15 protein-coding genes are annotated in these 17539 nt (G+C 72.4%); 10 read left to right on the plus strand and 5 right to left on the minus strand.

Features of this window, described 5'->3' with window-relative positions; genetic code table 11:
- Positions 1-143 precede the first annotated feature (143 nt).
- Together ACIP82_RS11330 and ACIP82_RS11335 are read left to right on the plus strand one after the other, a co-directional pair.
- A complete protein-coding gene (locus ACIP82_RS11330) occupies positions 144-395 on the plus strand; it encodes a hypothetical protein (RefSeq protein ID WP_363612277.1) in 252 nt (83 codons plus the stop codon).
- A complete protein-coding gene (locus tag ACIP82_RS11335; protein WP_400652997.1) occupies positions 392-688 on the plus strand; it encodes a phosphopantetheine-binding protein in 297 nt (98 codons plus the stop codon). Before ACIP82_RS11330 ends, ACIP82_RS11335 begins: the two co-directional genes overlap by 4 nt.
- Positions 689-835: 147 nt before the next feature.
- On the opposite strand, the gene ACIP82_RS11340 is transcribed toward ACIP82_RS11335, so the two are convergent.
- The 3 genes from ACIP82_RS11340 to ACIP82_RS11350 all read right to left on the minus strand — a co-directional run bounded on the left by ACIP82_RS11340 (position 836) and on the right by ACIP82_RS11350 (position 3883).
- A complete protein-coding gene (locus ACIP82_RS11340) occupies positions 836-2209 on the minus strand; it encodes a condensation domain-containing protein (RefSeq protein ID WP_400652999.1) in 1374 nt (457 codons plus the stop codon).
- A gap of 75 nt (positions 2210-2284) precedes the next feature.
- Positions 2285-3436 carry a Cmx/CmrA family chloramphenicol efflux MFS transporter gene (locus tag ACIP82_RS11345; RefSeq protein ID WP_400653001.1) on the minus strand — a complete coding sequence of 384 codons (1152 nt, stop codon included), beginning with the start codon at positions 3434-3436 and terminating at the stop codon, positions 2285-2287.
- 258 nt (positions 3437-3694) lie between these two features.
- The gene (locus tag ACIP82_RS11350) at positions 3695-3883 is read right to left on the minus strand and encodes a hypothetical protein (protein ID WP_400653003.1); all 189 of its coding nucleotides are present in this window, start codon (positions 3881-3883) and stop codon (positions 3695-3697) included.
- Between the two features lie 87 nt (positions 3884-3970).
- On the opposite strand from ACIP82_RS11350, the gene ACIP82_RS11355 reads away from it, so the two are divergent.
- The 5 genes from ACIP82_RS11355 to ACIP82_RS11375 all read left to right on the plus strand — a co-directional run bounded on the left by ACIP82_RS11355 (position 3971) and on the right by ACIP82_RS11375 (position 10008).
- Entirely contained in the window at positions 3971-4660 is a 690-nt protein-coding gene (locus ACIP82_RS11355; protein WP_363612267.1) for a ScbR family autoregulator-binding transcription factor, read from the plus strand.
- A gap of 425 nt (positions 4661-5085) precedes the next feature.
- Positions 5086-5733 carry a ScbR family autoregulator-binding transcription factor gene (locus ACIP82_RS11360; RefSeq protein ID WP_363612265.1) on the plus strand — a complete coding sequence of 216 codons (648 nt, stop codon included), beginning with the start codon at positions 5086-5088 and terminating at the stop codon, positions 5731-5733.
- 49 nt (positions 5734-5782) lie between these two features.
- A complete protein-coding gene (ligA, locus tag ACIP82_RS11365; RefSeq protein WP_400653005.1) occupies positions 5783-7888 on the plus strand; it encodes an NAD-dependent DNA ligase LigA in 2106 nt (701 codons plus the stop codon).
- A 484-nt stretch (positions 7889-8372) separates the two neighbouring features.
- Entirely contained in the window at positions 8373-9164 is a 792-nt protein-coding gene (locus ACIP82_RS11370; RefSeq protein WP_400653007.1) for a putative protein N(5)-glutamine methyltransferase, read from the plus strand.
- Positions 9165-9210: 46 nt separating this feature from the next.
- Positions 9211-10008: a sterol carrier protein domain-containing protein gene (locus ACIP82_RS11375; protein WP_400653009.1), complete on the plus strand. Its 798-nt coding sequence runs from the start codon at positions 9211-9213 to the stop codon at positions 10006-10008.
- Between the two features lie 272 nt (positions 10009-10280).
- On the opposite strand, the gene ACIP82_RS11380 is transcribed toward ACIP82_RS11375, so the two are convergent.
- Entirely contained in the window at positions 10281-11408 is a 1128-nt protein-coding gene (locus ACIP82_RS11380) for a nucleotide disphospho-sugar-binding domain-containing protein (protein ID WP_400653011.1), read from the minus strand.
- 584 nt (positions 11409-11992) lie between these two features.
- Between ACIP82_RS11380 and ACIP82_RS11385 the strand changes: the two genes are divergently transcribed.
- The 3 genes from ACIP82_RS11385 (at position 11993) to ACIP82_RS11395 (ending at position 16119) form a co-directional block, all read left to right on the plus strand.
- Entirely contained in the window at positions 11993-14617 is a 2625-nt protein-coding gene (locus tag ACIP82_RS11385; RefSeq protein ID WP_400653013.1) for an RICIN domain-containing protein, read from the plus strand.
- Between the two features lie 225 nt (positions 14618-14842).
- Positions 14843-15313 carry a GNAT family N-acetyltransferase gene (locus ACIP82_RS11390; RefSeq protein WP_400653015.1) on the plus strand — a complete coding sequence of 157 codons (471 nt, stop codon included), beginning with the start codon at positions 14843-14845 and terminating at the stop codon, positions 15311-15313.
- 422 nt (positions 15314-15735) lie between these two features.
- Complete coding sequence (locus ACIP82_RS11395; RefSeq protein ID WP_400653017.1) at positions 15736-16119, plus strand: hypothetical protein; 384 nt, start codon at positions 15736-15738, stop codon at positions 16117-16119.
- A gap of 14 nt (positions 16120-16133) precedes the next feature.
- Here ACIP82_RS11395 and ACIP82_RS11400 read toward each other — a convergent pair whose 3' ends face one another.
- On the minus strand, positions 16134-17231 hold the full coding sequence (locus ACIP82_RS11400; protein ID WP_400653019.1) for a chitinase: 1098 nt from the start codon (positions 17229-17231) through the stop codon (positions 16134-16136).
- Between the last annotated feature and the right edge of the window lie 308 nt (positions 17232-17539).

Consider the following 17539-nt stretch of genomic DNA (forward strand, 5'->3'; position numbering starts at 1 on the left):
TTCCCGCCTTCGTACCTCCACCTTCACGGCCCACCCGCCGTCCTCGGCGTCACCCGGCGCGTCGGCGTACCCGCCGTCTGACCGGAGCGCCCCTGCGCGTCTCCCCCTCCCCTGGCACCTCCCGACTCCGAAGCGAGCTGTCGATGCCCGACCGCATCCCCGAACCGTCCCCCGTCACCCCCACCGCCGTCGGCCTTTCGCGGCAGGGCGTCTGGCTGACCGAGCGCCTCGGCGCCGCGCGCACCGGCTTCCACCTGTCGCGGCGGATCACCTTCGAGCGGGTGGACACCGCCGCCCGGATCCGTACGTCCCACGGCGTGGACGTCGAGTTCGACGTCTTCTTCGACACCCCCCATGCGACCGGCCTCGCCGAGGCCGTGAAGGAGCAGCTGTGACCGACCGTGTGAGCACCGTTCAGGCCGAGGGCCTGCTGACCATCCTGGCCGGCTTCGTCGCCGAGGCCTCCGACGGAGCCGTGACCGCCGCCGAGCTGACGGCCGCGGCAGACACCCCGTTCGTCGCGCTGGGCATTGGTTCGCTCGCCCAACTCCGCCTGGTGGACGCGGTGGAGGAGCGGTTCGAGGTCTTCCTCGACCTCGACGGCGGCGGCGACTTCCTGCGCAGCCTCGGCGCGCTCGCCGAGCACCTGGCGGTCGGGCACGGTGTGGCCGGCCCGGGAGGGAGCTGACGGCACCTCGGCAGGTGCCGCGCGGTGTCCGGCGGTTTCCCGCAGGCGTGACTCAGGGGGAACCCGGGTCCCCGCCCGATGCGTCGGCGGCGTTCGCGGCGAGCACCCCGGTCCGCTGCGAACGCCCGCCAGGGCCGATGGGTTGGGTCAGCGCGCGGCCCGGGTGACGCGTTCCTCCACCGCTCGGAGGAAGGGCTCGACCTCGGCTGCGGGGAAGTACCGGGTGTCCACCAGCAGGGTGGCGAGCGCCTCGCCGTCGCGGTGCGCCAGGCCGAAGAAGAACTTGCAGTCCTGCCGGGCCCATCGCGACCGCCACCCGAAGCGCCCGGCCGGGAGACCGTCCGGATCCCCCTGCTCCGGTGCGGCGCCGCCGCCCGGCGGGCGGTCCGGTTCGCGGTGGTCGTTGAAGAGCGCGTTGAGGTCCAGTTCGGTGCCGCGTCGCTTCCCCTCCTCCGCCACCGCCGCCGCCAGCGCGCCGGGGTCGTAGTGGCCGTGCCGGAAGGTCTGCATCTGGGACCGCCAGGCCCGCTGGGCCAGTTCGTCGAAGTCGCCGGAAGTCCCCAGGACGACAAGGCCGTTCTGGGCGAAGGCGCCGACCGCCGTCCGCTGGGCCTCGCTCACCCGGTTGCCCATGATGACCTTCAGCGGGACGGCGTCGGCACCCGTGCGCTCGCCCAACTCCACCCCGACGGCGGCCAGGACGACCGCGCTCGCCGACGTTCCGGTGCGGACCGCCGCCACCCGGCTCGCCGAGTCCAGCCGGGGGCAGACGAGTTCGCCCTCCCACCAGCGCTCCGCCTCCCCGGGGCCGGCCTCCTCGGGCCACAGGGAGGCCGGAATCCCGGCGAGTTGTCGGGTCCAGAGGCCGATCGCGGCGTTGCTGCGGGCGGCCGCCTGCGGGCCGGCCTCGTACGCGGCCTGTTCCCTCGGCCGGCGGCCCGGTGGTGGCGGCGGCAGGGTGCCCGGGCGCCGCCGCGCCTGGACGAGCAGCCGGTGCAGGTCGTCCCGCACCACCTGCGCTCCGGTGCCGTCGGCGGCGATGTGCGCCACGGTCAGCACCGCTCCCGCCACCAGGCCGTCCACCAGCACCGCGCTGACCCGCAACGGCAGCCCGTCCCCGAGCAGTTCGAAACGGACCGCCCTGTCCTGCGTGGCGACGCGCCCCAGGGCGGTGGCCACCGGCTCGCCGGCCGGGGCCGGAACCAGCCGGACGGGCAGTATGCCCCGCCCGTGCAGCCGTTGCTCCAGCGAGCCGTCGGGTGCCAGGCGGTACAGGGTGCGCAGGGACTCGTGCCGCTCCAGCAGCGCCCGCAGCGACGCCCCGAACGCCTCCGGTTCGACGGGACGGCGCAGTTCCAGCGGCAGCGCGATGTTGAAGTAGTGGTCGTCGGGCGCGTACCAGGAGATCGGTGCCCAGATCGTCCGCTGCCCCCAGGTCGCCGGTCCGGTCTCCTCCGCCAGCCCCTCGAAGGGGACCTCCAGCCGCCCGCCCTTTTGCAGCCCGTCGTCGTGCATCGGCATCGGGACGTCCCCCGCCTTCCGGTGGTACAGACCATCATGTGGCACCGGATCCTAGGGCGTTCCATCGTGCCCGGGCTACCGCCTGCCCACCGTGCGGACCAGCGGCAGGGCGGCCGCGACCAGCACCGCGCTGACCCAGAGCGGCGAGCGGTAGCCGAGGCCCGCGTCGATGGCGGTGCCGCCGAGGAGCGGGCCGGCCGTCGCCCCGGCATTGAACGCGGCGGTGGCGAAGGCGCCCGCGAGCGTCGGGGCGTCCGGTGCCGCGTAGAGGACCTCCGCGACCAGCGTGGCGCCGACGGCGAAGGAGAACGAGCCCAGGAGCAGGACCAGTCCGAGGGCGGCGACCGGCTCGTCGGCGGTCATCGCGAAGGCCGACCAGGCGGTGAGCAGAACCGCCCCGCCCGCCGGCAGCAGGAGGCCGGGCCGGGTGTCGGCCAGGCGGCCCGCCGTGGTGACGCCGGCGAAGGCACCCAGCCCGAAGAGCGCCAGCACCGCCGGGACCCATCCGGGCGTGATGGCGGTGACGGTCGTGACGAGGGGCGCGAGGTAGGTGAAACCGCAGAACGTGGCGCCGTTCACCAGGGCGGCGAGCAGCAGGATGCGGACCAGCCGAGGCCGGCGCAGGGCGCGCAGTTCATCGCGAGGGGAGGGAGCCTTCGGCTGCTCGGCCGCGGTGTCGGCCGTCGGGCGGGGCAGTGACCTCAGGACGGCGATCAGGGCCGGTGCCGTCACCACTGCCACCGCCCAGAAGGCGGCGCGCCACCCCCACACCTGTCCGAGCAGGGCGCCCGCCGGCACACCTACGACGCAGGCCATGGTGGTGCCGCCCAGCAGCACGGCGGTGGCGCGCCCCTTGGCGTTCGGCGCGACCAGCCCGACGGCCGTGCTGAGGGCCACGGCGAGGAAGCCGGCGTTACCGAGCGCGGCGACCACCCGGCAGGCGAGCAGCACCGGGTAGCTGCTGGTGGCCGCACCGATCACATGAACGAGCAGGAAGGCGCCGAGAAAGGTCGCCAGCGCGCGCCGCTGCGACCAGCGGCTCCCGACCGCCGCCATCAGCGGCGCCCCCACGACCATCCCGGCGGCGAATGCCGAACTCAGCGCTCCGGCGGCCGGGACGGACACCTGGAGGTCGTCGGCGAGGTCCGGCACGAGACCGGACAGCATGAACTCGGAAGTCCCCTGGGCGAAGACCGCCAGGGCGAGCAGATAGAGAACGAAGGGCACAGCAAACCCCGCAACCATGTCGAAAAACCCCGGCAGCGGACCCGGGCAACGGCCGGATCCGCCGGTGAACGCGCTCGCGGTACCACCAGGGGCCGCGCGTGCGGCGGCCGGTGGTGGTCAGCGTCTTGACGCCTCAGGGCTCGACATGGGGCAGAGGGTAGCAATGGTGGGCTCGCGGCCGCCAGGAAGTTCGGGTGCCCCGCGGATCGGCCCGGCCGCAAGCCGGACTTCGCGGATTGCATACCGAATATCCGGTTTCTATGCGCGTGAATCGGTGAGGAGTTCGGGGTGGTGCGGGTCGGCGAGGTCCGCCCGGTCGGCGGGGACCACGGGAGCGGTGCGGTGGTGGAGGGGGCGCGGCCGGCGCCCTGGCGTGTGCAGGGCGGCCCGGGTGGCGGCGGTGCCGATGAAGCCGGTGGTGCCGGTGATGAGGATGTGGCGATTCATGGTCACGTCCTTGTGGCCCGACGGTGGCTGCTTGTTAAGATACGGGGTGTTTGGTTTTGTTTTCCAGGTGCGCAGGGTGGGGTGGTTGTGGTGGTGCGGCAGGAGCGGGCGGTGCGGACGCGTCGGGCGATTCTGGAGGCGGCGGCGTCGGTTTTCGATGAGTTCGGGTATGAGGGGGCGACGATTGGTGAGGTGGTGGCGCGGGCGGGGGTGACGCGGGGGGCGGTGTACTTCCATTTCGCGTCGAAGCGGGAGTTGGCGCAGGGGGTGGTGGAGGAGCAGTTTGTTCAGGAGGAGATTCCTGAACGGGTTTGCAAGCTGCAGGAGTTCGTGGATACGGGGATGGTGGTGGCGCATCTGATGCCGCGGGATCCGCTGTTGAGTGCGGGGGCACGGTTGTCGTTGGGCCAGGATGCGTTCGGGGATCTGGGTGGGGGTGTGGTTCCGGGGTGGATCGTGCGGTTGGAGGGGTTGCTGGTGGCGGCGGGGGAGCGGGGGGAACTGTTGCCGCATGTGGTGCCGGCGGATTCGGCGTGGCTGGTGACGGCGTCGTGGGCGGGGGTGCAGATCCAGTCGCAGAAGTTGTCGGGGCGGGTGGACCTGGAGCGTCGGGTGGCGGGTCTGTTCCAGCATGTGATGCCGAGCATCGCGGTGCCGGGCGTCCTGGGCTCGTTGCTGATGGGGCCGGACCGCGGAGCGCAGGTCGTGGCGGAGGTCGCGGCGGCCCGTGCGGCGGCGGTGGCCGATGTGGCGGCGGAGGGCGTCGGCGTGGCGTAGTGGTGCCGGGGGCGGCACGTGGGCCGGTAGGGCTCGCCCGTGTTGTCACTCCGTGAACGTCCTTGCTGGGCAGGGGGATTCGGCGGCGGCGCGTGACCGGTGAGGTCCGGCGCCGCCTTCGCCGTTTCCGGGGGCGGTGTCGGGTGCGGGGGCCGAGGGTCGGTCGGGCCTCCTCGGTGGGGGGCGTTGGTGCGGGAGTTGGGGATGGAGCCGTCGGCGGGGTTGCGGCGGTTGCGGCGTTCGGTTCTGATGGCGGGGCCGGAGCGTGGGGAGTCGGAGCGGGCGGAGGTGGTGGCGGGTACCGGGGGCGAGGGTGCTCCGGGCGGCGGACGCCTCACCCGGGTCGGGCGAGAGTCGGCGCCAGTCCGGGCGCGGGTACGGCGGCGGTCCTGATGTGCTTGCGGGTGTGAAGGGTTGTGGGTTCGGTGGTGCAGGAGAGGTCGGAGCGGACACGGGGACGTCTGGTCGAGGCGGGTGCGGCGCTCTTCGACAGAAGCGGCTACGCGGGGGCGACGCTGGGCCAGATCGCGGGGGCGGCCGGAGTGACGAAGGGGGCGCTCTACTTCCACTTCGCCTCCAAGGAGGAGTTGGCGCGGGCGGTGCTGGAGCGCGCCGAGGGCTCGATGCGTGCGGCCTGCGGCACGCTGCGGGCCGGTGCGTCGCCGCTGCAGGCGGTGATCGACGCCGGGTACTGGCTGGTCGAGTCGCTGGAGTCGGACGCGGTGACGCGGGCGGCGTTCCGCCTCGGCCGCGAGGGCGGGGTGTGGCAGGGCGGGACCGGGCCGGTCGGCTCCATGTCCGGGGTGGAGGGCTTCCACGCGGTATGGGCGGGCATGGTGCGGGAACTGCTCTCCGCGGCACGCAGGTTGGGGGAGCTGCGGGACCGCTCGGGCGGGGTCGGGCCCGAGACGCTGGTGGTGACGGCGGCGTGCGGGCTGGAGGTGGTGTCCGGCGGCGGGTGCGGTCGGGAGGAGCTCTCGCGCCGGGTCGAGGCGCTCTGGGAATGGCTGCTGCCCTGCCTGGTGCCCCCGGGCGCGGTGGGCGCCTACCGGACCGGGCCCCCGCCCCGCTGACGCCGGCCGGTGCGGGGCGAATGTCAGTGCGAGTCGCCATGATGGCGGTATGAAGGACGCAGCCACCCTGGCCTCTCCCGCTGTCTTGGCCTCCCCGGACGCCTACGCCGATGCCGTCGCCACCGCCGTGCGCGCGGCCGCGGCCTACTACGCCGACGGCACCACCCCGCTCGGCGACGACGAGTACGACGCCCTGGTGCGCACGATCGAGGCCTACGAGCGCGAGCACCCGCAGGAGGTGCTCCCCGACTCCCCGACCGGCAAGGTCGCCGGCGGCGCGGTGGTCGGCGACGTTCCGCACTCGGTGCCGATGCTCTCGCTCGACAACGTCTTCTCGGCGGAGGAGCTGGACTCCTGGGCGGCCGGTCTGGAGCGCCGCCTCGGCCGGCCGGTGACCGCCTGGTGCGTCGAGCCGAAGCTGGACGGCCTCGCCGTCGCCGCCCGTTACCGGGCCGGCCGCCTCACCCAGGTCCTGACCCGCGGCGACGGTCTCGCGGGCGAGGACATCACCCACGCCGCCGATGCCGTTCTCGGTCTGCCCGGCCGGCTCGCCGAACCGCTCGACGTCGAGCTGCGCGGCGAAGTCCTGCTCACCCACGAGCAGTTCGAGCACGCCAACGCCGTCCGCACCGCCCACGGCGCGACGGCCTTCGCCCACCCCCGCAGCGGCGCCGCCGGGACTCTGCGCGCCAAGGACCGCCCCTACCGCGTCGAGCTGACCTTCTTCGCCTACGACGCCCTCGGCCTGCCCGGCCTCGACCACGGCGAGCTCCTGGCCCGCCTCGCCGGGCTCGGTGCCCACACCGCCGCTGGCACCGCGGCCGACCCCCGGCGCTGTGCCACCCTCGCCGAGGCGCAGCAGCGGATCGACGAGATCGCCGCCCTGCGCGCCGCCCTGCCGTTCGGGATCGACGGGGTCGTGGTCAAGGCGGACGCGGTCGCCGACCAGGAGCAGGCCGGGTCCGGCTCCCGCGCCCCGCGCTGGGCGGTCGCGCGCAAGCTCCAGGCCCAGCACAAGGTCACCCGGCTGCTCGGCGTGGAGTGGAACGTCGGCCGGACGGGCATCATCGCGCCCCGCGCCGTCCTGGAACCGGTGGTGATCGACGGCGTCACCGTCACCTACGCCACCCTGCACAACCCGGCGGACATCGAGCGCCGGGGCCTGATGATCGGCGACCAGGTCTTCGTCTACCGCGCGGGTGATGTCATCCCCCGGGTCGAGGCCCCGCTGGCGGACCAGCGCACCGGTGCCGAGCAGCCGGTCGTCTTCCCCGAGGTCTGCCCACGGTGCGGGGACGCCATCGACACCTCCGAGCAGCGCTGGCGCTGTGTGCGTGGCCGCGCCTGCCAGACCGTCGCCTCGATCATCTACGCGGCCGGCCGCGACCAGCTCGACATCGAGGGCCTTGGCGGCACCCGGGCCGTCCAGCTCGTCGAGGCCGGACTGGTCACCGACCTCGCCGACCTCTTCACCCTCACCAGGGAGCAGCTCCTCACCCTGGACCGGATGGGCGACACCAGCGCCGACAAGCTCCTCGCGGCCATCGAGACCGCCCGCGCGCAGCCCCTCAACCGGGTGTTCTGCGCGCTCGGGATCCGGGGCACGGGCCGCACGATGTCCCGCCGGATCGCCGCGCACTTCGGCGCGCTGGCGGCGATCCGGGCGGCCGACGCCGAGGCGCTCGCCGAGGTCGACGGCATCGGTGTCGAGAAGGCCGCCGTGATCGTCGCCGAACTCGCCGAGGTGGCGGTCCTGTTGGACCGGCTCACCGCACAGAGCGTCGGTACCGCGGTCACCGCGCCCGTCGTACCGGCCAGGGCCGGCGGGTCCACGGCGGCAGCCGACGGGGTGGAGGACGGGGCGGAGGACGGGGCCGAGGGGGCCGAGGGCGGAGCGGCGGCGGGACCGCTGGCCGGCCAGCACGTGGTCGTCACCGGTGCCATGACCGGCGCCCTGGCCGAGCTGTCCCGCAACGCGGTGAACGAACTCGTCGAGCGCGCCGGCGGCAGGGCCTCCTCGTCCGTCTCCAAGCGCACCACGCTGCTGGTCGCCGGGGAGAAGGCCGGCTCCAAGCGCGCCAAGGCGGAGGAGCTGGGCATCCGGATCGTCACCCCGGAGGAGTTCGCCGTCCTGGTCGCCGGTCAGCTCGGCTGACATCCGCGGCTCCGGCTCCGGCTCCGGCTTCGGCTCTGGCTTCCGCTTCCGCCCCTGCCCGGGGGCCCGGGCCCAGGCCTGCCACGTCGGCCCGCCGCCGGTCACGGGTGCGACGCCCCGCATGGTCGAGGCGCGTCACCTCTCCGTGGCCGAAGAAGCGTTTGACGCCGTCGAGGTCGCCCGGCACGCCGTCGGGGAACGGTGTCTGCCGGGCGCGGTGGAGGCGGGTCACCGCAGCTGGAGACCCACCCGGGCCCCTTCCCCCGCCCGGCGAAGGGCGGTGCCCGGGTGGGGTAGGGTGACCGGTGCCGAATGTGATCGCGATCTTGGGGAGGTGAGACCCATTACCGGTGTGTCGGAGCGGGTGCTCCCCGGGAACGGCCGTGTGGGCGTGGCGCCGAGCGCATAGCGCGCCGCGCCGGTTCGGTGACGGCCTTGTGGGGAGCCCTGGCGGATTGTTCCGCCTTTTCTTTGAGGGGTTCTCTTGTCGGTTTTCTCTTCTGTGCTGCTGCGTTCGTCGGTCGCCGCCCGGCTGCGGGCGGCGGGGTGCGTGTTCGCCGAGGACGAGGCGCGCATCCTGCTCGCCGCCGCCACCACACCGGCTCAGCTGGCGGGCATGGTCCGGTCCAGGGCGCAGGGCCGTCCGCTGGAGCACGTCGTCGGCTGGGCCGAGTTCGGGGGCCTGCGGATCAGCGTGGACGACGGCGTGTTCGTCCCCCGGCGCCGCAGCGAGTTCCTGGTGAGCACCGCGGCCGGGCTGACGGGCGCGGACGCGCTGGTGGTCGACCTGTGCTGCGGCAGCGGCGCACTGGCAGCGGCTCTGGTGACGGCGGTCGGACTCCCGGTCGAGGTGTACGCGGCGGACGTCGACGAGGCCGCCGTGCGGTGCGCGCGCCGGAACCTGGCCGCCGTCGGGGGCCGGGTGTTCCAGGGCGATCTCTTCGAGCCACTGCCGGCGGCCCTGCGGGGCCGGATCACTGTGCTGCTGGCCAACGTGCCCTATGTCCCGACCGCCGACATCGAACTGCTGCCGGCGGAGGCCCGCCTGCACGAGGCGCGCCCCGCGCTGGACGGCGGTGCGGACGGCCTGGACGTGCTGCGCCGGGTGGCGGGGCAGGCCCCGGAGTGGCTGGCCCCGGGCGGTTCGCTGCTGTTCGAGACCAGCGAGCGGCAGGCGCCGGAGGCCCTCGCGGTGGCGGGGGCGGCCGGGCTGGACACGGCCCTCTCCTGGTGCGAGGACCTGGACGCGACCGTGGTGACCGCCACGCGCCGCTGACCACCGGCCGGCCCGTCGGTACGCCTGGGCACCGGGCACCGGGCGGGTGCGGCTGCTGGACGCCGACCGCGCCCGCCCGGCGGTGGAGGCGGTGTACGACGGGGTGCGGCGGACCCGGACCGGCTGGCCGCGGCGCACCACCCCGCTCTGGGACGTCCGCCTGTACGACGAGCCCCGGATCCGGGACGGCGCGACCGCCCTGCGCCACGCCGTCCACCACGATGTGGACGGCACCCCCACCGGCTACGCCCTCTACCGCCTCAAGTCCGCCGCGCGCCAGGCGTTCAGCGGTAACGGTGACGCCGGCGGCGGCACGGTGCGGGTCGTGGAGCTCGCCGCGGCGAGCCCGCAGGCGTATGCGCGGCTCTGGGGCCACCTCATCGGTGTCGACCTGTTCGACCGGCTCACCCACGAGGGCGCGGTGGACGAGGCGCTGCCGTATCTCCTGCGCGACCCACGGGCCCTGCGCAGCACGGTGGTGGACCGGCTCTGGGTACGCCTGGTGGACGTGGCACGCGCCCTGGCGGCGCGCCCGTACGTGGCGCCGGTGGAGACGGTGATCGAGGTCGAGGACGCCTTCTGCCCCTGGAACACCGGCCGGTACCTGCTGCGCGCCGGGGCCGGTCGGCCGGCGCTGTGCGAACGCACCGATCGGGAGGCGGAGTTGGCGCTGCCGGTGGCCGATCTCGGCTCCGCCTACCTGGGTGGAACGGCCCTGGCGTCGCTGGCCGGAACGGGCCGGGTGCGGGAGAGCCGCCCGGGAGCGCTGGCCGCGCTGGACACGGCGCTGCGGGCGGAGGGCGCGCCGTTCTGTCCGGGCGGGGAGTCGTTCCCGGTGTACTGACCGAGGCGGGCGTACTGCCGGGCACGGGCCGCAGGACGGCGAGGGCCTGGGGCCCGGGCCGGCTCCGGGCCGTCGCCGGGTAGTGGGTGAAGGGCGCGTCGCACCTTGGCTTCGGGTGGGGGCGGGCGCGGATTCGTGCGGGATCCGGTGAATTCGCCATAGTGCCAAGGGGTTTGTGGGGTGCGTCGGATTCGGTTTCCGTCGCCTGCCCCATCCGGCAGAGCCGCAGGTCGTCCGACCTGCGGCTCTGGCGTTCTCCGGGGCTGTGCGGGTCAGCGGGGGGCGGTCGCGAGGGCTTCGATGGCGGGGACGAGGGCGGCGGGGGTGGGGAGGGCGTCGTTCTCGGCCCGGAGGCGGGCGGCGGCGTCGCGGAGCCCCGGGTCGGTGACGAGGCGGGTGAGGAGGGGGGTGTCGACGTCGTCGGAGGCGGAGCGCAGGGCGGCACCGGTGGCGGTGAGGATGTCGGCGACGGCGAAGTTGTCGGCGCCCTGGGGGAGGAGGAGCTGGGGCACGCCGGCCTGCAGACCGGTGAGCGTGCTGCCGGAGCCGCCGTGGTGGACCACCGCGTCGCAGACGCGCAGCAACTCCGCCAGCGGGACCCACGGCAGCGGGCGGACATTGGCCGGGAGTGTGCCGAGGAGGGTGAGGTCGGCGTCGCCGACGGCGAGCAGGAACTCGGCGTCGACCGAGGCGGCGGCTTCGATCAGGCGGGCGATGGCGTGCAGGCCGTCCATCTCGGCGACCACGGTACCCAGGGTGACGGCGACCCGCGGTCGGGCGCCGCGGCGCAGCAGGCCGGCGGGGACCACGCCACCGCCGTTGTAGGGGAGATAGCGCATCCGCAGGCCGCCCGGGTCGCCGCCGAGCGCGGCCGGGACGATGTTCAGCGGGGTGGACTCGGCAGGGGCGGCGACGCCGTGTGCCTCGTAGAGGTCGGTGAAGTGGCCGGCCAGTCGCGCGGCCATGTCGAGGCCGGAGGTGAAGCCGAAGTTCTGCAGCGCCGCCGGGATCTTGAGCTTGGCCGCGACCAGCTGGGCGGAGGCCAGGCAGGAGTCGTGGATCAGCAGGTCGGCGTCCCACTCGTCGGCGGTGGCCAGCAGGCCGTCCACGGTGGATCGGGAGGCGTAGGCGAAGGCGGTGGCGGCCAGATCGAGGATCTGCTCCTGAGCCAGCTCCGGCATGGCGTAGTGCGCATCCTCACCGGCGACGACCTCGAACGCCTCCCGGAGCGGTCGGCCGTCGCCGATCTCGACGATCGGGAAGCCGGCCGCCCGGAGCTGATCCATGGGCTTCGGGCTGGCGAACAGGATCTCGTGCCCGGCGGCCCGCAGGGCCTGTGCGGTCGGCACCATCGGGAACAGGTGGCTGGGCGCGGCCGGGCCGGTGAAGAGTATGCGCACGGTTGTCTCCTGGTCGTTCTTCGGCTGATCGAGATCGAATCTGCGCGGGCCGGGCCCGCCTTCTCCGTCAACTGATGGACGGTCAATTCCTCTTCCCGGCACGATCGATAATCGGACGTTCTGGCAGAGGCCTTGTCAACGGGGGTACGGTGTGCTCCGCTCTCCCGCCCCGGACACCGGGGCGGCGCTCGCGGCCGAGCGCGGCCTGCCGTTCTCGGCCTGGAGTCCGGCCACGCCGATCGACTCTCTGACCAGGTCGGCGACCCGCCGGGTCGGGATCGTCCGCGCGGTGATCACCCGCGGTAGCCGATGCCCGCCGGAAGAGTCGATGCCGGCCGGAAGAACTGTGCCACCGGCCACTTCTGTCGGCAGTACAGCCTGGTCCGGGCAGGGGCATTCATGATCTGCTGGCCGCGCACACGCATGTGCACACCGCCATCACACAAAGGCTCTCCATGAGGCGATTTATTCAACGACGGGCGGCGTGGCCCGTGTCGGCCGTCCTGCTCGCGGGGGCATCGGTCACCGGTCTGTCCCCGGCCCCGGCCTCGGCAGAAGTGCTGACGCCTCCGCTCGGACAACCGGTGGTGTTCCAGAGCATCGGAGACGGGCAGGGCGACGGAGGCAGCCAGGGCCTCGCCGGAGGCAGTGGCTTCCAGATCTCCGGCACCGAGATCCTCTTCCGCGCGACGCCGCCCAAGGGTGACGAGGACAACCAGCAGTGGAAGCTGGAACAGTCCGGCGCCGGCACCTACAGGGTGCGAAGCCTCACCAAGGACGGCTGCATGAGCCGTAGTTCCGACACCGCAGGCAACGCGCGCCTGGCGTTCCAGCAGAACTGCGCCGACCCGAGCACCGACTGGATCTTCGACCGGGTGAAGGGTGAGCGCTACCGCATCCATCCGGCGCAACACCCCCAGGAGACCCTGGAGACGCCGCTGGACCTGTCCGGCGAGGTCACCTTCTCGCCCATCACGGTCAGCGGCGACCGCCAGCAGTGGTACGTCACTCCGGTCGCGTTCCCGCACGGCGCCATGCCGGCCGACGGCGACCGGACACTCGATCAGATGACCTTCCTGACCACGCACAATTCCTTCAACAACACCCCTGACACCAACGGCCACGCCTGGTTCGTGGCCAATCAGAACCAGTCCATCGCGAACCAGCTCCAGGGCGGAGTACGGGCTCTGATGCTCGACGCCCACTACAACAACGGCAAAGTCCGGATGTGCCACGAAACCTGTATGGGTGACGACGGTGGCAAACCGATGTCCTACGTCCTCACCGACATCGCCAACTTCCTCAAGGCCCCGGGCAACGAGAACGAGATCGTCACCGCCTTCGTCGAGGACTACACCACCGCCGAGCAGATGCGCGCCGAGGTCGGCGGCCAACTGGGGGCCGGCGGCCAACTCGACGGCCTGGTGTTCGACCCGCTCGACGACAACCCGACGGACGGCAAGCCCGGATTCGAGGTGAGGGCCAAGGGCTGGCCCACGCTGTCGGCGCTGCGGTCGAGCGGGAAGCGCCTGATCCTCTTCTCCGACCGCGACGACAAGACGGACCTCTTCCCTGACGACCCGAGCCGGAACGTCGGCTTCATGTTCCAGAAGGACTGGACCGTCGAGAACTACTGGACCATAGGCGGCCCCGTCGGGAACTCGGACTGGACCTGCAAGTCCCGGTGGAACGAGATCCCCCTCGCGAAAGAAGAGAAGGGGTTCCGGCGCCTGTTCGTCATGAATCACTTCCGTGACGCCCCACTGTTCGACACGGCGGCGAAAGCCGACAACGAAAAGGTCCTCAACCGCGCCGAACGGTTCTGCACCCCGGCCGCACGCAAGAAGCCGAACTACCTCGCCGTGGACATGTACGAGCTGGGCAACCCGCTGAGTGCCGTTCAAGCACTCAACCAGTACACCTACCAGGGCGACACCCCGGGCTACGGCGGCACCCCGAACGAGGTCGTTTCGAACAAACCCGTCGCCGACGCACCCGGCGGTTCGCTGAACGCCGCCTACTCCTACCTCCAAGGGGTCCTGGACGCCCACGTCGACAGCGCCCGTCCCCTGGGAGTGCCGCGAAGCTACACCGGCGGCCACTTCGACGACACCGGCGACTTTCCCGACGGCTACCAGACCTCCTTCACCTACGACAACGCGGTCGTCATCGCCGCGCTGCTCCAGGGGTCCCGCCGTGACCCCGAACGCGCGATCCGACTCGGCGACAGCCTGCTCTACGCCCAGCAGCACGACCCCGCCACCGCCAACGAAGTCATGACCAGGACCGACGGCAGGATCCGCGCCTCCTATCTGCCCGACCCGTTCATCACGACCCTCGGCCGGGACTACCCCGTCGGAACCCCCTACATCGGCGGCTGGTCGGTGTACACCGGGAACATGGCGTGGGCGGGAATGGCGTTCTGCCACCTGTACCGGGCGACGGGAGACAACAAGTACCTCGACGGCGCGCTCAAGGCGGCCGAGTGGATCCAGGCCAACGCCTACGACGGCGGCGGCATCCCGGGCTACACCGGCGGCTACGCCGATACCTCGGAGAACGGCACCGCAATGGTCAAGAAGACCTGGAAGGCCACCGAGCACAACATCGACGTCGGCGCGCTCTTCGGCATGCTCGCGGATATCACCGGCGTCCAGAAATGGCGCGACGGGTCGAACACCGCCTTCGCCTTCGTGAAGAGCATGCAGGCCGACGACGGCCGCCTGTGGACCGGCACCGGCAATGACGGCGCCAGCATCAACCAGGACACCATCCCGGCCGACGTACAGATCTGGAGCTACCTGGCAACCCTCAGCCCGGACTTCTCCCGCTCGGTGGACTGGGCAGCGCAGAATATCAAGGCGACCGACGGGATCTTCACCGGGATCGGCTTCGCCAACCCCAACTCCTACCGTCCCGACCTGGTGCAGCTCTACAGCTCCAAGGTCTGGTTCGAAGGCACCGCCCACCTTCTGGCCGCCTACCACGCCCGCAGCGCTCCCGGCGACGGCGACAAGGCCGCGATCCTCCAGAAGACCCTGGAAGACGCTCAGACCTCAGCTCCCAACAACGACGGGCACGCCATCGTCGCCGCCTCCAGCGACGGACTCGAAACCGGCCAGGGCGACCTCTACTACGCCTCACGCCACACCGGCGCCACCGCCTGGTACCTGCTGGCGGGCTCAGGAGCGAACCCCTTCCGCCTGTAACGACACAACGCCCACTGAACAGGGCGGCCTTCCCGCAGTTCCCGGCCGACGACCGCACCGACTCGCGTGCCGTCAGTCCATTGCATCGGCGGAGCCTCGGGCAACTGCGCGCAGTCGCCCGAGGCTCCGGCCCGGCGTCTGCTTGAACAGGGTGTTCCCGGTCCTGACTGACTGACGGTCTGGTCGATGGGCGGGGTCCGGGTGTGGGCTGGGTGGCATGGGGCCGTGGATGGGGTCGGCCCGGGCGGGTTTGTTGTGCGTCGTGCGTGCGGGTCGGAGTCGGAGGCGCTGGCCGGGATCGATGTGGTCGCGGCCGGGGGTGACGTCGGGCGGCGGGCGAGTATCCGGCGGTGGTGCCGGCAGGGCCTGGTGATCGTGGCGGAGGACGTGTCCGGTCTGCTGGGGTACTGCGTGCTTGAGTACACGTTCTTCGAGCAGGGTTTCGTCACGATGCTGATGGTGGCGCCGCCGGCCCGTGGCAGGGGTGTCGGTCACCGGTTGCTGGAGGCGGTCGCCGACTCGTGTACGACCCCGAGGCTGTTCACCTCGACGAACGTCTCCAACCGGCCGATGCGGCGGCTTCTTTGGCGAGCCGGATGGAGCCAGGTTGGTTTTCTCCACGGTCTCGATGAGGGCGACCCCGAGCTGTTCTACCTCTGCCGGCCGCGGCCGCAGCCGCAGCCGGCGAGCCCGTGACGGGTGGTTTGAGGGGGCCGTACGGCGCCGCCGGACGGGCCGTCCCCGTGGGCCTGTGAGGCCCTGTCACGTCCTGTTGTCCGCGGCGCCTCCCGTGCACGTCCCGGCGGTTTGACCGGGGGAGCCGGCCGGCCCGTGGCGTGTCCGCGGTGGTACGTGTCTTCCGGTTGCGGGGTGTCGTCCGGTGGGTGCTGGTTCCGTCCGGTGGGGGTGTGGGGCGGGGGGTGGTTCGTGGGGTGTGTGTCCGGTGTGTCCCCGTGGGTGGTGTTGGCCAAGTCACGTTGTGGCGGGGGGACTTGATGGCGGGAGGTGGTTCTAGAATTGCGGTGGGTTCCCCCGTGCGCCGATTTCCCTCGCCGGTGCCGGGTGGCCTGGGGTTGGGGTAGGTGTTCAGTGGCGACCAGGGGAAGGGCGGCGACCGTATGAGTCCCGCACTGCGACCGTTTCGTGTCGAGGGGAAGGCCGTTCAGCTCGCCGGGTATCTGGCGCAGGAGGAGATCGGTGATCTCGTCGGCTGTTCGTGTATCGGTGACGAGGTCGTCATCGATCTGTCCGACACGCATTTCCTGATCGGTCTCGTCGAGGTGGGCGGAGCGCTGCGGCTGGACTTCCACATGGCTCACGACGGTGCCGCGCGTGCCCGTTCCTGGAGCCGCCGTCTGCCCGCGGGTACGGGAGGGCGTGAGATCGCCCGGCGTATCGCGCTGGACGTGCGGGCCCTGGCCCGGGAGCTCGCCCCGCTGCGCCGCAACCCCCCCGGTGCCGGTGGCGCCGGGGGGTGCGGGCAGTGCGGGTGGCGCGGGTGATGCGGGTGGTGATGTCAGCGGCCCTGGAGGGTTTTGACGTTGTTGCCGAAGGTCCAGTTCTTTGAGCCGTCCCAGTTCAGGGACCAGGTCATCAGGCCTTTGAGGCGGTTGGTGGTGGTGGTGCCGTAGGTGTTCCAGGCCTGGGCGACCTGGGTGGTGTTCATGTAGCCGCCACCGGCGCCGGGCTGGGCGGGCAGGCCGGGGACCTGCTTGTCGTAGGGGACACGGACGGTGGTGCCCTGGACGGTGAGGCCCTTGTCGAGGCAGTCGGTCTGCTGGGTGAAGCCCTGGACGGTGCCGGCGGAGTAGGAGTCGCCCGCGCAGCCGTACATGCTGCCGTTGTAGTACTGCATGTTCAGCCACCACAGGCGGCCGTTGTCGGCGTATTTCTTGATGACGGGCAGGTAGGCGCCCCAGATGGAGCCGTAGACGATGCTGGCGCCGGTGACGTAGGCGGTTTCGGGGGCCATGGTCAGGCCGAAGCCGGCGGGCATCGCGGCGAGGATGCCGTCGATGATGCGGATCAGGTTGGACTGGGAGGGGGAGAGGGCGGTGATGCTGCCGCTGCCGACGAGGCCGGTCTCGAGGTCGATGTCGATGCCGTCGAAGTTGCCGGCTTTGAGGATCGGCACGATGGTGGCCACGAACCGGTCGGCGACGGCGGTGGAGCTCAGGTCGATGCCGGCCGCGGCCCCGCCGATGGACATCAGCACGGTCAGGCCGTTGGCCTTGGCCTGGCACACCTCGGTGGGGGTGGGAACCTTGACGCCGGTGTCCATGCCGTCCTGCCACAGCGCGGTGCCGTCGGAGAGGATCACCGGGAACGCGGTGGTGACGACGTTGTAGCCGTGCGCGGGGATGCGGGCGTCGGTCAGCGGGATCCAGCCCATCGGCGGGTGGACGCCGTTGGCGGCGCCGTCCCAGTTCTCCCAGTAGCCCTGCAGCACCTTGCCCGTGGGCCGGCTCTGCAGCGCGCAGGTGGCGCCTGCGGCGGCCTGTGTCCCCGCCCGGGCGGGGGCGGGTGAGGTGGGGGCGGCGGTGGCGGCGGGCGCGGCCGAGGCGAGGGCCAGTGCCAGGGCGGCGCCCAGCAGTCGTGCGGTCCGTGTGGTCATGACGGTGTGCTCCCTTCCGGCCATGGCCTGGCGGGCCCGGGGCGGGCCGGCGTGGGGGAGGCCATGGCGAGTGACGTGGGGGTGTTCGGCGGGAAGCCCGACCGCGGGGTGTCACGGCCCTGACAGGTGTGGGGTGTCCGGGGCGCGTTCCGCGGTCGCAGGGAATCGTAGGAGCACCCTGATGAACCGTCAATAGGTCTGGACCAATCGGTGGTCCGGGGAGCCCGGAGCCCGGAGCCCGGTTCCCGGTTGACGGTGCCGGCGCCTGTCTCGTCCGTGCGGGCCGGCGCGGGTTCGGCGAGCATGGG

The organism is Kitasatospora sp. NPDC088548 (assembly GCF_044753005.1).
Lineage (GTDB): Bacteria > Actinomycetota > Actinomycetes > Streptomycetales > Streptomycetaceae > Kitasatospora.

Excerpts from the sequence above, each read along its gene's own strand:
- ACIP82_RS11330 (WP_363612277.1), top strand. The coding sequence starts at position 144 with ATGCCCGACCGCATCCCCGAACCGTCCCCCGTCACCCCCACCGCCGTC.
- ACIP82_RS11340 (WP_400652999.1), bottom strand. The coding sequence starts at position 2,209 with ATGCCGATGCACGACGACGGGCTGCAAAAGGGCGGGCGGCTGGAGGTC.
- ACIP82_RS11350 (WP_400653003.1), bottom strand. The coding sequence starts at position 3,883 with ATGAATCGCCACATCCTCATCACCGGCACCACCGGCTTCATCGGCACC.
- ligA (WP_400653005.1), top strand. The coding sequence starts at position 5,783 with ATGAAGGACGCAGCCACCCTGGCCTCTCCCGCTGTCTTGGCCTCCCCG.
- ACIP82_RS11395 (WP_400653017.1), top strand. The coding sequence starts at position 15,736 with ATGAGTCCCGCACTGCGACCGTTTCGTGTCGAGGGGAAGGCCGTTCAG.
- ACIP82_RS11400 (WP_400653019.1), bottom strand. The coding sequence starts at position 17,231 with ATGACCACACGGACCGCACGACTGCTGGGCGCCGCCCTGGCACTGGCC.